The sequence below is a fragment of the Streptomyces luteolifulvus genome (assembly GCF_008806595.1).
GTDB lineage: Bacteria > Actinomycetota > Actinomycetes > Streptomycetales > Streptomycetaceae > Streptomyces > Streptomyces luteolifulvus.
The window spans coordinates 338,639-352,664 of the sequence record NZ_VZRB01000002.1; the positions used below are offsets into that span (position 1 = coordinate 338,639).

At 71.7% G+C, this 14,026-nt stretch carries 11 protein-coding genes; 4 read left to right on the plus strand and 7 right to left on the minus strand.

Going from position 1 to position 14,026, the window contains the following annotated elements:
• The first annotated feature begins 46 nt into the window (after positions 1-46).
• Positions 47-790 (plus strand): hypothetical protein, encoded by a 744-nt coding sequence (locus F7R91_RS04125; protein ID WP_150944529.1) that lies wholly within the window; start codon positions 47-49, stop codon positions 788-790.
• Here F7R91_RS04125 and F7R91_RS04130 read toward each other — a convergent pair.
• From F7R91_RS04130 to F7R91_RS04150, 5 genes are all read right to left on the minus strand, one after another.
• Positions 787-1,938 (minus strand): XdhC family protein, encoded by a 1,152-nt coding sequence (locus F7R91_RS04130; protein ID WP_150944532.1) that lies wholly within the window; start codon positions 1,936-1,938, stop codon positions 787-789. The genes F7R91_RS04125 and F7R91_RS04130 overlap by 4 nt on opposite strands.
• 185 nt (positions 1,939-2,123) lie before the next feature.
• Positions 2,124-3,581, minus strand: a complete 1,458-nt coding sequence (locus tag F7R91_RS04135; protein ID WP_150944534.1) for an NCS2 family permease — start codon at positions 3,579-3,581, stop codon at positions 2,124-2,126.
• Positions 3,582-3,758: 177 nt separating this feature from the next.
• Entirely contained in the window at positions 3,759-6,155 is a 2,397-nt protein-coding gene (locus F7R91_RS04140) for a xanthine dehydrogenase family protein molybdopterin-binding subunit (RefSeq protein WP_150944536.1), read from the minus strand.
• Between the two features lie 2 nt (positions 6,156-6,157).
• The gene (locus F7R91_RS04145) at positions 6,158-6,748 is read right to left on the minus strand and encodes a (2Fe-2S)-binding protein (protein ID WP_150944538.1); all 591 of its coding nucleotides are present in this window, start codon (positions 6,746-6,748) and stop codon (positions 6,158-6,160) included.
• A complete protein-coding gene (locus F7R91_RS04150; RefSeq protein ID WP_150944540.1) occupies positions 6,748-7,638 on the minus strand; it encodes an FAD binding domain-containing protein in 891 nt (296 codons plus the stop codon). The genes F7R91_RS04145 and F7R91_RS04150 overlap by 1 nt, the downstream gene beginning before the upstream one ends.
• A gap of 322 nt (positions 7,639-7,960) precedes the next feature.
• Here F7R91_RS04150 and F7R91_RS04160 point away from each other — a divergent pair, with 322 nt between their 5' ends.
• Positions 7,961-9,634 (plus strand): PucR family transcriptional regulator, encoded by a 1,674-nt coding sequence (locus tag F7R91_RS04160; RefSeq protein WP_150944849.1) that lies wholly within the window; start codon positions 7,961-7,963, stop codon positions 9,632-9,634.
• A 154-nt stretch (positions 9,635-9,788) separates the two neighbouring features.
• On the plus strand, positions 9,789-10,559 hold the full coding sequence (locus F7R91_RS04165) for a hypothetical protein (RefSeq protein WP_150944543.1): 771 nt from the start codon (positions 9,789-9,791) through the stop codon (positions 10,557-10,559).
• A gap of 377 nt (positions 10,560-10,936) precedes the next feature.
• On the opposite strand, the gene F7R91_RS04170 is transcribed toward F7R91_RS04165, so the two are convergent.
• Positions 10,937-11,644: a GntR family transcriptional regulator gene (locus F7R91_RS04170; RefSeq protein ID WP_150944546.1), complete on the minus strand. Its 708-nt coding sequence runs from the start codon at positions 11,642-11,644 to the stop codon at positions 10,937-10,939.
• Between the two features lie 560 nt (positions 11,645-12,204).
• On the opposite strand from F7R91_RS04170, the gene F7R91_RS04175 reads away from it, so the two are divergent.
• Entirely contained in the window at positions 12,205-13,248 is a 1,044-nt protein-coding gene (locus tag F7R91_RS04175) for a DUF2637 domain-containing protein (protein WP_150944548.1), read from the plus strand.
• 74 nt (positions 13,249-13,322) lie between these two features.
• Here the strand turns inward: F7R91_RS04175 and F7R91_RS04180 are convergent, their stop codons facing one another.
• Positions 13,323-13,721, minus strand: coding sequence for an ATP-binding protein (locus F7R91_RS04180; protein ID WP_408056006.1), 399 nt, complete (start codon positions 13,719-13,721; stop codon positions 13,323-13,325).
• Positions 13,722-14,026 lie beyond the last annotated feature (305 nt).

Here is a 14,026-nt window from a genome sequence, read left to right on the forward strand (position 1 = left end):
CGCGTGGCTCCACCAGTGGCACCTGGCGCTCCAGGCCTGCTCCCTGATGTTCATCCAGCGCGAGGGCTTCTCGGACCGGGACCGCTGGTGGTTCTTCCGGCTGGCGGCGCGGGCGTGCTGGGCGTATCTGGAGGCGATGGGGACGGACCGGCCCGTCCGGGCAACGCTACTTCGCCCTCGTACGCTCTCCGAGGCCGTCGCGGCCCCGTCGTCGGGTGCTGCCCGCGCCCAGGTGAACGGGGCCGCTCCGGCGCAGGCTCCGGGCGCGGTGAGGCCGGCCGACAGGGCCGCCGAGGGACCGGCCGACAGGCCCGCCGAGAGACCGGCCGACAGGCCGGAAGAGGCCTCGGCGGCGCCCGCTCATGACCCGACCCTCGTGCTTCTGGAGGAGATCTGGTCGACCTTCGAGCGTCCGAGCGAGCAGCTGGCCCGGATGCGCGCCAATGGGGTCAGGGGGGAGGCCGTGGAGTCCGTCAAGACGCGCGCGCTGTCCTTCAGGACCGACCTGCGCAGAGAGTGGAGCACTCCCGAGGCGGCCCGGAGTCGCGTCACCCAGGTCGTCGGTCTGCTGCGCACGGTGGCGGACCGGGCGACCGACCTGCGCGGCGGTCTGCAGCGGATGTGGGCCGGGCAGGCTCCGACGCGCGAGGTGGATCAGTCACGTCTGAAGCTCGCGGACGCCTTGGACGAGTTGCTGACAGCCGTCCGCGACGCCTCCATGGCCGTCAGGAGGGCTCTGGAGGACGACCCTGGGGCGGCAGGCAGGCGGGCATTTGACGACAGGGCCTAGGCCACCGACCCGATCCGCCCCGCCTCCCCCGAACTCATGTCGTGGTGGATCGGGGTGTGCGCGCCGGTCAGTGAGACGCCGCTGCCCCCGCGTCGGTCGGCGACGATCTCGGAGGCGATCGACAGCGCCGTCTCCTCGGGCGTACGGGCGCCGAGGTCGAGGCCGATGGGGGACCTCAGCCGCGTCAGCTCCAGCTCCGTCACGCCGGCTTCGCGCAGGCGCTCGGTGCGGTCCAGATGGGTCCGGCGGGAGCCCATCGCACCGATGTACGCCACCGGCAGCCGCAGCGCCAGACGGAGCAGGGGTACGTCGAACTTGGCGTCGTGGGTGAGCACGCACAGGACCGTACGGGCGTCCACGGACGTCCGCTCCAGATACCGGTGCGGCCACTCGACGACGACCTCGTCGGCCTCCGGGAAGCGGGGGCGGGTGGCGAACACCGGGCGGGCGTCGCACACCGTCACGTGGTGGCCGAGGAACTTGCCGACGCGGACCAGCGCCGACGCGAAGTCGATCGCGCCGAAGACGATCATCCGGGGCGGAGGGACCGAGGACTCCACCAGGACCGTGAGCGGGGCCCCGCAGCGCGAGCCCTGCTCGCCGATCTCCAGGGTGCCGGTACGGCCGGTGTCCAGGAAGGCCGCCGCCTCGGCAGCGACCGTGCGGTCCAGTTCGGGGTGGGCGGCGAACCCGCCCTCGTACGAGCCGTCGGCGTGGACGAGGAGCGCCCGGCCCATGAGGTGCGCGGGGCCCGACACGACCCGTGCAACCGCCGCCGCCTCCCCGCGGGAGGCGGCGGACAGCGCGGACGCGACCACCGGACGGACCAGATCGCCGGCCCGTACCGGTGTGACGAGGATGTCGATGACGCCGCCACAGGTCAGCCCGACGGCGAAGGCGTCCTCGTCGCTGTAGCCGAAGCGCTCCAGGACCGGAAGACCGTCCTGCAGGGCCTGTTGGCACAGGTCGTAGACCGCCCCCTCCACACAACCGCCGGAGACCGAGCCGATCGCCGTGCCGTCGGCGTCCACCGCGAGGGCGGCTCCGGGCAGGCGGGGCGCGCTGCCGCCGACGGCCACCACGGTGGCCACGGCGAAGTCGCGTCCCTGCTCGACCCACCGGTCGAGCTCCTCGGCGATGTCCAGCATCTCTCGGTCTCCTCAACAGCGGTTGTGTGAAGGGCGGTCGGCGGCCGTGACCGTTCCCGCTGAGCAGGTCGGGCGAAGTCCGCCACGGTTGGGCAGCGCCCTGAAGGGGCGCGGGGAACTGCGCGACCAGCCACGACGGCGCCGCAGACGGCCGACGACGTATCGCGGCATTTCCAGCGGAGCGCCTAGTGCACGCCCAGCCAGCTCTCAATGGGATTGAGGGCGAAATAGACCAGGAAGATGCCTGTCAGGCCCCACATGAACGCGCCGATCTCCCGGACCTTGCCCTGAGCGGTCTTGATGGCGGCGTACGAGATGACGCCGGCCGCGACGCCCGCGGTGATCGAGTAGGTGAACGGCATGATGACGACGGTCAGGAAGACCGGGATCGCGGTGGCCCGGTCGGCCCAGTCGACGTGCCGCGCGTTCATCATCATCATGGCGCCGATGACCACCAGGGCGGCCGCCGCGACCTCGCCGGGGACGATCGCCGTCAGCGGGGTGAAGAACAGACAGGCCGCGAAGAACAGACCCGTGACGACCGAGGACAGGCCCGTACGGGCTCCCTCGCCGACACCGGTCGCCGACTCGACGAACACCGTCTGGCCGGAGGCGCCCGCGACACCGCCGATCGCGCCGCCCGCGCCGTCGATGAACAGCGCCTTGGACAGGCCCGGCATCCGGCCCTGCTCGTCGGCCAGCTTGGCCTCCGTGCCGACGCCGATGATCGTCGCCATCGCGTCGAAGAAGCCGGCCAGCACGAGTGTGAACACGATCATGCCGACCGTCATCGCGCCGACCTCGCTCCAGCCGCCGAACTCGACATGGCCGAAGATCGAGAAGTCCGGCATGGAGACCGCGCTGCCGGGCAGTTCCGGTGCGCCGCTCGCCCACTGCTTGGGGTCGATGACGTCAAGTGCGTTGAGGACCACGGCGATCAGGGTGCCGCCCACGATGCCGATCAGGATCGCGCCGGGGATGCCGCGTGCCTGCAGCATGAAGATCACGAGGAGGGTGACGGCGAAGAGCAGGACCGGCCAGCCGGCCAGTTCGCCGGTGGGGCCGAGGGTGACCGGGGTCGCCTTGCCCTGGTGCACGAAGCCGGCCTTCACCAGGCCGATCAGGGCGATGAACAGGCCGATGCCCATGGTGATCGCGTGCTTGAGCGCGAGCGGGATCGCGTTCATGATCATCTCGCGCAGGCCGGTGGCAACGAGCAGCATGATGACCACGCCGTACATCACGCACATGCCCATCGCCTGCGGCCAGGTCATCTGCGGGGCGACCTGGGAGGCGAGGACTCCGGAGACGGAGAGGCCGGCGGCGAGGGCGAGCGGCACCTTGCCGAAGAAGCCCATCAGCAGCGTGCTGAGGGCGGCCGCGAACGCGGTCGCGGTGATCAGGGCCTGCCGGCCGAGTGTGTCCCCTGCCGCGTCCTTGCCGGACAGGATCAGGGGGTTGAGGAGGAGGATGTACGCCATCGCCATGAAGGTGGTGACGCCGCCGCGCACTTCGCGCGCGACCGAGGAGCCTCTCAGGGATATGTGAAAGTACCGGTCGAGCCAGGATCTGCCGGCCGGGACGCGGGTTCCTTCTCCCGCGTCGTCGGCTGTGGTCCTGGGCTCCAGTGACTGGTGGGTCATGTGGGCCTGCTCCCAAGGTTCATAGGGGCACCCGCGTGTTGCCTCCGGCTACGTGCGGGATTTGGGGAGGTGTGCACGACCCGGGGGACGGCCCGAGACGAACGGTGGTACTGCGGTGATGCTGGCCGGCGCCGGGGTGGGCGTGGGTGAGCGGTTGCCCGGCAACGGCAGTCGGCGCTACGCGGTTCCCGTGAGGTGTTCGGGGCGTACCGGCGTCCTGTTCAGCTCCAGGCCCGTGGCGTTGCGGATCGCCGCAAGCACGGCCGGAGTCGAAGACAGCGTTGGGGCTTCGCCGACGCCGCGCAGTCCGTACGGCGCGTGGTCGTCGGCGAGTTCGAGGACGTCGACCGGGATGGTCGGCGTGTCGAGGATGGTGGGGATCAGGTAGTCCGTGAAGGAGGGGTTCTTCACCTTCGCCGTGACCGGGTCGACGATGATCTCCTCCATGACCGCCACGCCGAGCCCCTGGGTCGTACCGCCCTGGATCTGGCCGACGACGGACAGCGGGTTGAGCGCCTTTCCGACGTCCTGGGCGCAGGCCAGTTCGATGACCTTCACCAGGCCGAGTTCGGTGTCCACCTCGACGACGGCGCGGTGCGCGGCGAAGGAGTACTGGACGTGTCCGTTGCCCTGGCCGGTGCGCAGGTCGAACGGCTCCGTCGGACGGTGCCGCCACTCGGCCTCGACCTCGACGGCCTCGCCTTCGAGGACGTCGGCCAGACCGGCGAGGACCTCGCCGCCGTCGGTGACGACCTTGCCGCCCTCCAGGAGGAGTTCGGCCGTGGCCCAGGCCGGGTGGTAGGTACCGAACCTGCGGCGGCCCATCTCCAGGACCTTCTCCCGGACCAGCTCGCAGGCGTTCTTGACGGCGCCTCCGGTGACGTACGTCTGACGCGACGCGGACGTCGAACCGGCGCTGCCCACCTGGGTGTCGGCCGGGTGGATGGTCACCTGGGTGACGCCCAGCTCGGTGCGGGCGATCTGCGCGTGGACGGTGACGCCGCCCTGGCCGACCTCCGCCATCGCGGTGTGCACGACGGCCACCGGCTCACCGCCGACGACCTCCATACGGACGCGCGCGGTCGAGTAGTCGTCGAAGCCCTCGGAGAAGCCGACGTTCTTGATGCCGACCGCGTAGCCGACACCGCGTACGACGCCCTCGCCGTGCGTGGTGTTGGACAGACCGCCGGGCAGCTGCCGTACGTCCGCGCCCTCGCTGCTCTCCCACTGGCGCTCCGGCGGCATCGGCATCGCCTTGACGCGGCGCAGGAGTTCGGCGACCGGGGCCGGGGAGTCGACCGGCTGCCCGGTCGGCAGGAGCGTGCCCTGGGTCATCGCGTTGAGCCGGCGGAACTCCACCCGGTCCATGCCCACCTCGTCGGCGAGCTTGTCCATCTGGGCCTCGTAGGCGAAGCACGCCTGGACCGCGCCGAAGCCGCGCATGGCGCCGCAGGGCGGGTTGTTGGTGTAGAGGGCGATGGCCTCGATGTCGACGTCGTCGACGACGTACGGGCCGATGCCGAGCGAGGAGGCGTTGCCGACGACCGCGGGGGACGCGGAGGCGTACGCGCCGCCGTCCAGGACGATGCGGCACTTGACGTGGGTCAGCTTGCCGTCGCGGGTGGCGCCGTGCTCGTAGTACAGCTTCGCGGGGTGGCGGTGGACGTGTCCGAAGAAGGACTCGAAGCGGTTGTAGACGATCTTCACCGGCTTGCCGGTGCGCAGCGCCAGCAGACAGGCGTGGATCTGCATCGACAGGTCCTCGCGGCCGCCGAACGCGCCGCCGACGCCGGACAGTGTCATACGGACCTTGTCCTCGGGCAGACCGAGCACGGGCGCGATCTGGCGCAGGTCGGAGTGCAGCCACTGGGTGGCGATGTAGAGGTCGACGCCGCCGTCCTCGGCGGGTACGGCGAGACCGGACTCGGGGCCGAGGAACGCCTGGTCCTGCATGCCGAAGGTGTACTCGCCCTTGACGACGAAGTCGGCCCTCTTCGCTGCCTCGTCGGCGTCGCCGCGGACGATCGGCTGGCGGTGCACGATGTTCGGGTGCGGGACGTGGCCGATGTGGTGGTCGGTGCGGTTCTCGTGGACGAGGACCGCGTCCGGGGCGGTCGCGGACGCCTCGTCGGTGATGACCGGCAGTTCGCGGTACTCGACCTTGATCTTCGCGGCGGCGCGGCGCGCGGTCTCCGGATGGTCGGCGGCGACGATGGCGACCGGCTCGCCGTGGTGGCGGACCTTGCCGTGGGCGAGGACCGGGGTGTCCCGGATCTCCAGGCCGTAGTTCTTCACGTCGGTCGGCAGGTCGTCGTACGTCATGACGGCGTAGACGCCCGGCGTGGCCAAGGCCTCGCCGGTGTCGATGGACACGATCTCCGCGTGGGCGACCGTGGAGCGCAGGATCTGGCCCCAGAGCATGTCCTCGTGCCACATGTCGGACGAGTACGCGAACTCGCCGGTGACCTTGAGGACTCCGTCCGGGCGGAGCGTGGACTCGCCGATGCCGCCCTTGGTCGGGGTGCCCTGGGTGACCTTGGTGGGAGTGCCGAGGGGAGCGCCGTTCTCCGGCATCGTCAGACCGCCTCTCCCTGCCGGGCGGCCGCGAGGCGGACCGCGTCCATGATCTTCTCGTAGCCGGTGCAGCGGCACAGGTTCCCCGACAGCGCCTCGCGGATGTCCGCGTCGGTCGGGTTCGGGTTGTTCTCCAGCATCTCGTCGGCTGCGACGAGCAGACCCGGGGTGCAGAAGCCGCACTGGACGGCGCCGGCGTCGATGAACGCCTGCTGGATCGGGGAGAGTTCGGTGCCCTCGCCGGTCTGGGAGTCGGAGGCACGGTGGGACGGGCGCGCCTCCCACAGCTGGGCGTCCTGCAACGACGTACCGCAGGCGCCCGTACCGCATCCTTCGGCACGCTGCCTGGCGAAGTCCGCGAGCCCCTCGACGGTGACGACCTCGCGGCCCTCCACCTGGCCCGCCGCAACCAGACACGAGCACACCGGCACCCCGTCCAGGCGGACCGTGCACGACCCGCACTCGCCCTGCTCGCAGGCGTTCTTCGAGCCCGGCAGGCCGAGGCGCTCCCGCAGCACGTACAGCAGGGACTCGCCCTCCCACACGTCGTCGGCTTGCTGCGGACGTCCGTTGACAGTGAAGTTGACGCGCATCAGGCGGCTCCCTCCGTGCGAGCGGCGGTGCCGCGGTACGACTCCCAGCTCCAGGTCAGCGTGCGGCGGGCCATGACCCCCACCGCGTGGCGGCGGTAGCTCGCCGTGCCCCGGACGTCGTCGATCGGATTGCAGGCGGCGGAGCACAGCTCGGCGAACTGCTGGGCGACCGACGGGGTGATGATCTTTCCGTTGTCCCAGAAGCCGCCCTCGTCGAGCGCCGCGTTCAGGAACTCCTCGGCGGCCTTCGCCCGGACGGGGGTCGGCGCGGCCGAGCCGATGCCGGTGCGGACCGTACGGGTCTCGGGGTGCAGGGCGAGGCCGAAGGCGCACACCGCGATGACCATGGCGTTGCGGGTGCCGACCTTGGAGAACTGCTGCGGGCCGTCCGCCTTCTTGATGTGTACGGCCCTGATGAGCTCGTCCGCGGCGAGCGCGTTGCGCTTCACGCCGGTGTAGAACTCGTCGATCGGGATCAGCCGGGAGCCGCGCACCGACTCGGCCTCGACCTCGGCGCCGGCCGCCAGCAGGGCCGGGTGGGCGTCACCGGCCGGGGAGGCGGTGCCGAGGTTGCCGCCGACGCCGCCGCGGTTGCGGATCTGCGGGGAGGCGACGGTGTGCGAGGCGAGGGCCAGGCCCGGCAGCTCACCGCGCAGGTTCTCCATGATCCCGGTGTACGGGACGGAGGCCCCGAGCCGCACACTGTCCTCGCCGACCTCCCATTCACAGAGGTCGCCGATGCGGTTCAGGTCGAGCAGAAACTCGGGCCGCCGGTGGTCGAAGTTGATCTCGACCATCACATCGGTGCCACCCGCAATCGGCACAGCGGTCGGATGCGCTGCCTTCGCGGCGAGCGCCTCCTCCCAGCTGGCGGGGCGAAGGAAGTCCATGACCGGCTCTCTTCTTCGTCTCGTGGGGTCGTACGGATCGAGCCAGTTCGTGTGCGGCGGGCCAGGCTCGTTCATGTGGTGTTCACGCGGAGTGGGGTCAGTACACAGCGGTGTGCTCCGACGGGGTCAGTCACGGAAACCATGAAGGAGTTGGCTGGCCAGGGCGGGCATCTTGTAGATTCGTATGAATGGAGGTCCTCAGTAACCTCCCCGTTTTCCTGTGGAAACGCGCGACACAGCCGCGTGACCAGGGACACAGCCGGGACACGGTGTGTCCTCACGATCCATCGTAGATTTCGAGACACAGAACGGCGGCGACGAAATGCGGCTGCGCGCACTGCTGGACACCGATGCGCTGGGCCTGCGGCTGCTCGGCGGCGAGGACGAACTCGACCGCACCGTACGCGGCGTGATGACCACCGACCTCAAGGACCCCAGCCGGTATCTGTCGGGCGGGGAACTGGTGCTCACGGGCCTGGCCTGGCGCCGGGACGCCGCGGACTCCGAGCCGTTCGTACGGATCCTGGTGGCGGCCGGGGTGATCGCTCTCGCGGCCGGTGAGGCAGAGCTCGGCGACATCCCGGAGGACCTGGTCGTGGCCTGTGCCCGGCACCGGTTGCCGCTGTTCGCCGTGCACGAGTCGGTTGCGTTCGCAACGATCACCGAGCATGTCGTACGGCAGGTCTCCGGGGAGCGGGCCGGCGACCTCGCGGCCGTCGTGGACCGGCATCGCCGGATGATGACCTCGGGCCCCGCGGGCGGCGGCCCGGACGTGGTCCTCGACCTGCTCGGCTCCGACCTGGACCTGCGGGCCTGGGTGCTCTCGCCGACCGGGCGGCTGATCGCGGGCCCGAAGGTCGGGGGGCCCGCGCTGCCCGCCGACGTGTGCGCGAAGCTCGCGGCCGAGCAGCTGGCGGCCGCCCGCACGGGCCGGCGCGGACCGCACCGGCTGCCGCTCGGCTCCACCACGTACTCCCTCTTCCCGGTCCGCAGCAACGGCCGCTCGCCGCAGGCCGCCCGGGACGTGCGCGAGACCGTGCTCTCCGACTGGCTGCTGGCCGTCGAGGCGGACGCCGGGGACTGGCCCGAGGAGCGGCTCGACCTGCTCCAGGGCGTCACCCAGCTGATCGCGGTCGAGCGGGACCGGCGGGACGCGGCGCGCACGGTGCGGCGGCGGCTCGCGCAGGAGGTGTTCGAGCTGGTGCAGGCGGGTGCCGCGCCCGCCGAGATCGCGGCGCGGCTGCGGGTCGCCGCGCCGGTGCTGCTGCCCGGGCTCGGGGCGGCCCCGCACTGGCAGGTGGTCGTGGCCGGGGTCGAGTGGGACGACGCCGGAATCGAGGGCGGCCCGGTCGCCCAGTCGCTCCTTGAGGAGATCCTCGTCGACCCGCTGGCCGCCGGCCCCGAGCATTCGGACCGCATCGCCGTGGCCCATATGAGCGACGAGGCCGTCGCGCTCGTACCGCTGCCCGCGGTGTCGAGCGAGCACGACGGCTCCGAGGAGGGAATCCTCGCCGAGGCGCTCCTGGAGTCCGTACGGGACCCGCTGGCGGCCGGTCTGGACGACGACGGCCGGGTCACGCTCGGCGTCAGCGCGGCCGTGCACTCGGCGGAGGGGCTGCGCGGGGCCCTGGAGGAGGCACGGCACGCGCGGCGGGTGGCGGCGGCGCGGCCCGGCCGGGTGTGCGCGGCGGGGCACCAGGAGCTGGCCTCGCACGTCCTGCTGCTGCCGTTCGTCCCCGACGACGTCCGCCGCGCCTTCACGGCCCGGCTGCTCGACCCGCTGCGGGACTACGACCGCCGTCACCGCGCGGAGCTGATTCCGACGCTGGAGGCGTTCCTGGACTGCGACGGCTCCTGGACCCGCTGCGCGAGCCGGCTGCATCTGCACGTCAACACGCTGCGCTACCGGATCGGGCGGATCGAGCAGTTGACGAGCCGTGACCTGTCCCGGCTGGAGGACAAGCTCGATTTCTTCCTGGCGTTGCGGATGAGCTGAGGTCACACCGTCAGGGGGCCGGGCGGGTACCGAATCCGGTCAGCGTCCCTCGACTTTGTGAAATACTTCACCCACCCCCTTGGCCGGGGCCCTGGAATCGTGCTGAGATGCCGCCACCACTCAACAGCTCGATGGCGTGCTCGGGGAGGGCAAGGTGGCGTATACCGCCATGTCTGGTAACGGAACGACCGGTGACGATCCACTCCAGACCGCGGTATGGCGGCTGCGCTCGCGCGCCTGCTGGGCCGACGCGGCGGACCTGCTCCAGCCGGTGACCGCCGCCGCGGCGCTGCAGCGGGCCGGTCTGCTCGTGGAGCGGTGTCTGTACACCGAGCAGGGCTGGGAGGAGGCCGAGGACGCGCTGCGCACGGCGGAGGCCCTGGCCCACGGGGACGACGAGCGGGGCGCGGCCGCTTGTGAACGCGGGCAGCTTGCCTACGCGGCCACCCTGCACGGGGTACGGGACCGGGCCGACGAGGCGCGGGCCGCGCTCGGGCGGGCGGCGGCGCTGATCCCTCCGGGGGCGCCGGCGCGGGCACTGCTGGACTTCCGGCGCGGGCTGCTCGCGGAGAACCTCGCGCGCTCACCGCAGGCGGCACGGGCGGCGTACCGCCGCGCCCACGCGGGGGCCACCGCACACGACGACCCGCTGCTGCTCTCGTTCACCTGGCGGCACCTGGCCGGACTCGCCCTGCGGGACGGCGAGCTGGCGGAGGCGCGGCACGGGTTCACCGAATCCCTGCGGATCCGGGAGGAGTTGGGCTACCTCGTGGGTACGGCGCCCGCGCTGGCCTCCCTGGCCGACGCGGAGAGCGAGCCGGAGGCCTCACGGCTGCGGGAGGAGGCTCGCCGCCTGTTCCGGCTGCTGGGCGGCGTCCCGACATGGCTGGCCAGACAGCTGGCCCCACCGGCGGCGACGGCGTAACCGCCCCGGGCCGGCCGTCAAGCGGCGGGCAGCCGTTGCCGCTGGGGCGAACGGGGGTCCCCCGAGCGAAGCCGAGACTGACGGCGCCCTGGCGGCCCCGGCAGCGGCGCCCTGCCGTCAGGCCGCCCCGACCCGCCGCTGAGCGGACCACCAAGCTCGGGGCAGTCGCCGTCGGGGGGCCACAGGTGCAGGCGGCGCGCAGGGCGGGCGCGACCCACCCCCGACACCGGAACCCCGCCATCAGGCACGCCGCCGAGCGAACCATCAAGCTCCAGGCAGTCGTGCCGCCAGGGGCGGCGCAGGTGGGCGCAGGCCGCGCCCGGTCGGTGCCGGGCCGCGCGACCGACCCCCCGGACCCGGCAGCGGCGCCGCCCTGCTCAGCTCGCGCCCGCGAAATGCTCCGCCACCAGCGAGCGCACCACGTCCACGTCCCGGGCGATCAGCGCGTCCAGCAGAGCCGTGTGTTCCGCCGCGTCCGCCAGCAGCTCGGCGCGGCCGTGCGGCGCTGGCCCGCCCATCAGGGGCCACTGTGCCCGCCGGTGCAGGTCCCCGGCGATGTGGACGAGCTGTTCGTTGCCGGACAGCTCCAGCGCCGCCCGGTGGAAGGCCCGGTCGGACTCGGCGTACGTCGCACGGCAGCCGGAGGACGCGGCGCGCACGGTCGCGTCGGCGAGCGGCCGTAGTTCCGCCCAGCGCTCGGCCGGCACCGTGCGGGCCAGCCGGAGCATCACCGGGACCTCGATCAGCGCGCGGACCTCGGCCAGCTCCGCCAGCTCCCGCGCTCCGCGCTCGATCACCCGGAACCCCCGGTTGGGGACCACCTCGACCGCGCCCTCCAGGGCGAGCTGCTGCATCGCCTCACGGACGGGCGTCGCGGAGACGCCGAAGCGGTCGCCGAGGGCGGGGGCCGAGTAGACCCCGCCCGGTGTCAGCTCGCCCGCGACCAGGGCGGTGCGCAGGGCGTCGAGGATCTGGCCGCGCACGGAGGGCCGCTGGACGACGGCGCGGGGCCGTGGAATGGGCTGCTCACTGTGCGTGTGCTCGCCGCGTGCGGCGCCCTGCGGGGCACATCGTTCCCGGTCCACGTCCTAGGCCCGCACCTGCTGCGGAACCCGGACGGCGCCCGAGGGAAGATCGGCAAGCCCCGGAATCCCCGTCCCGGAGGAGCCCTGCGCGCCCTGTTTCACGGGTCCTCCTCCGGACGTGTCGGTACTTGGGGTCATTACGGCTGGTTGTTACTCGTCCGTCAAGCACCTTAGGCGGAGAAGCCGGTAGTTCAAACCCGGGCGACTTCTGGTAAGGCAAGGCTTGCCTTTTCGTCATGCGTTCACAAGCGCCTTCGTCCCGCATCCCGCCCCGCCCCGGCGCGCGCCTCCCGTAGGATCGCCCGCGAACCAATCGCCCGCCGGTTACAGCTGATTCACAACTTCCTCACTTGCCGCGGGAACTTTCCGTGGAACCATCCGTCCGGGTAGTCTTATTCGAACTCAACTCCCGCCCCTCAAGCGGCAGTTCGAGCAGAACGCTGCCCTGGGCATCCCCTTGCACTTCCTTGGCGGCCTCTTGCCCCGAAACCCCCTGAGGGCCGGTGGGATTGGGCCACTATGGCGGGCGTTACGCCCTATCCCAATGCAAGGGACCCCAGATGAGACTGACCGACATATCGCTGAACTGGCTGCTTCCGGGCGCCGTACTGCTCCTGGGCATGCTGGCGGCGGTTGCGGTGCTGGCGCGCGGTAAGCGCTCCTCGGGGAAGGACGCGAGCGCGGACGACTCGTGGGAGCGCAGCGAGGAGCGCCGCAGGCGCAAGGAGGCCATCTACGGCACGGCCTCCTACGTCCTTCTGTTCTGCTGTGCGGCCGTGGCCGCCGCGCTCTCCTTCCACGGCCTGGTCGGCTTCGGCGAACAGAATCTCGGCCTCTCCGGCGGCTGGGAGTACCTCGTGCCGTTCGGCCTGGACGGCGCGGCCATGTTCTGCTCCGTGCTCGCGGTGCGCGAGGCAAGCCACGGTGACGCGGCGCTCGGCTCCCGGATCCTCGTGTGGACGTTCGCGGGCGCCGCGGCCTGGTTCAACTGGGTGCACGCGCCCAGGGGCCTCGGCCACGCGGGCGCCCCGCACTTCTTCGCCGGCATGTCCCTCTCCGCGGCCGTCCTCTTCGACCGCGCGCTGAAGCAGACCCGCCGGGCCGCCCTGCGCGAGCAGGGCCTGGTGCCGCGTCCGCTGCCCCAGATCCGTATAGTCCGCTGGCTGCGGGCCCCCCGTGAGACCTACAGGGCCTGGTCGCTGATGCTTCTGGAAGGCGTGCGCAGCCTGGACGAGGCGGTGGACGAGGTCCGCGAGGACCAGCGCCAGAAGGACGCGGCCCGGCAGCGGCGCCGCGAGCAGGAGCGGGTCGAGCGGGCCCAGCTCAAGGCGATCAGCCGGGGCCACCGCGGCTTCATCGGCCGGGCCGGCGGACGCGAGCTGGAGGCTCAGGCCACCCTGGAGCGGGCCACCGCCACGGTCTCTGCGGAGCCCGCCATATCAACGCCCGAACTGCCCGCCCGGTCACGGCCCTCCCTGCAGCCGGTCCGCAAGAGTTCTGAGTCGCACACGGTCGACCTCACCGCGGAGGACGACACCATGGCCCTGCCGCGTCTGGACTCCCTGGAGCGCAAACTCAAGGACCTGGAGCAGCAGTTCGGCTAGAAGTCTCAGGCGGTCACCGGGCGCCGGGACCACGGGAAGGGGCGTGACCCACAAGGGTCACGCCCCTTCCCGTTTCAAGCCAATCCGGCATCGAGCTCGAACCACACCGCCTTTCCGACCCCGTGGGTCCGCACGCCCCACGAGTCCGCCAGGGACTGCACCAGGACGAGGCCCCTGCCGTGCGTACTGTCGTCGGCGTTCGGTACGCGCAGTCTGGGTCTGCGGGGCACGAAGTCCCGTACCTCCACCCGGAGTCCACGGGGCCCCACGGTGGCGGTCAGCACGGCGTCATGGTCGGTGTGGACGAGTGCGTTGGTGACGAGTTCGCTGGTGAGCAGTTCCGCTGTCTCCGATCGTCCGGGCCTCCCCCAGGTCCGTAACAGCTCACGCAGGGCCTTGCGTGCCTCGGGCACCGCCCGCAGGTCCGCCCGCCCGAGTCTGCGCCTGAGCTGCGGTGCCGGCGCCCGTTCCATGGGGCTCGCGGCCTCGTCCTCCACCATCTCCACCGAGAAGGCCCCGACTGTCGTGGGACCGCCTCCTCGCACCTGCCTCTTCATGACCCCCGCCCGCGTGCCGATGTCGATGCCCCTCCTGCTCGAACACGTTCACGGGATCCATGCCCCGTGGGGCACGGGCCAGTCATGTCGAATCATCAACGACCAGGTGTTCGGCCACGGGTGCGGCGGTCTTGGACGGCTGATGCACGAATGGAGCGGCGAAACTGGCCGGAATCCGCCGCCGGTTCGACGGACCGTCAGTACAGACCGTCAGTACAGCT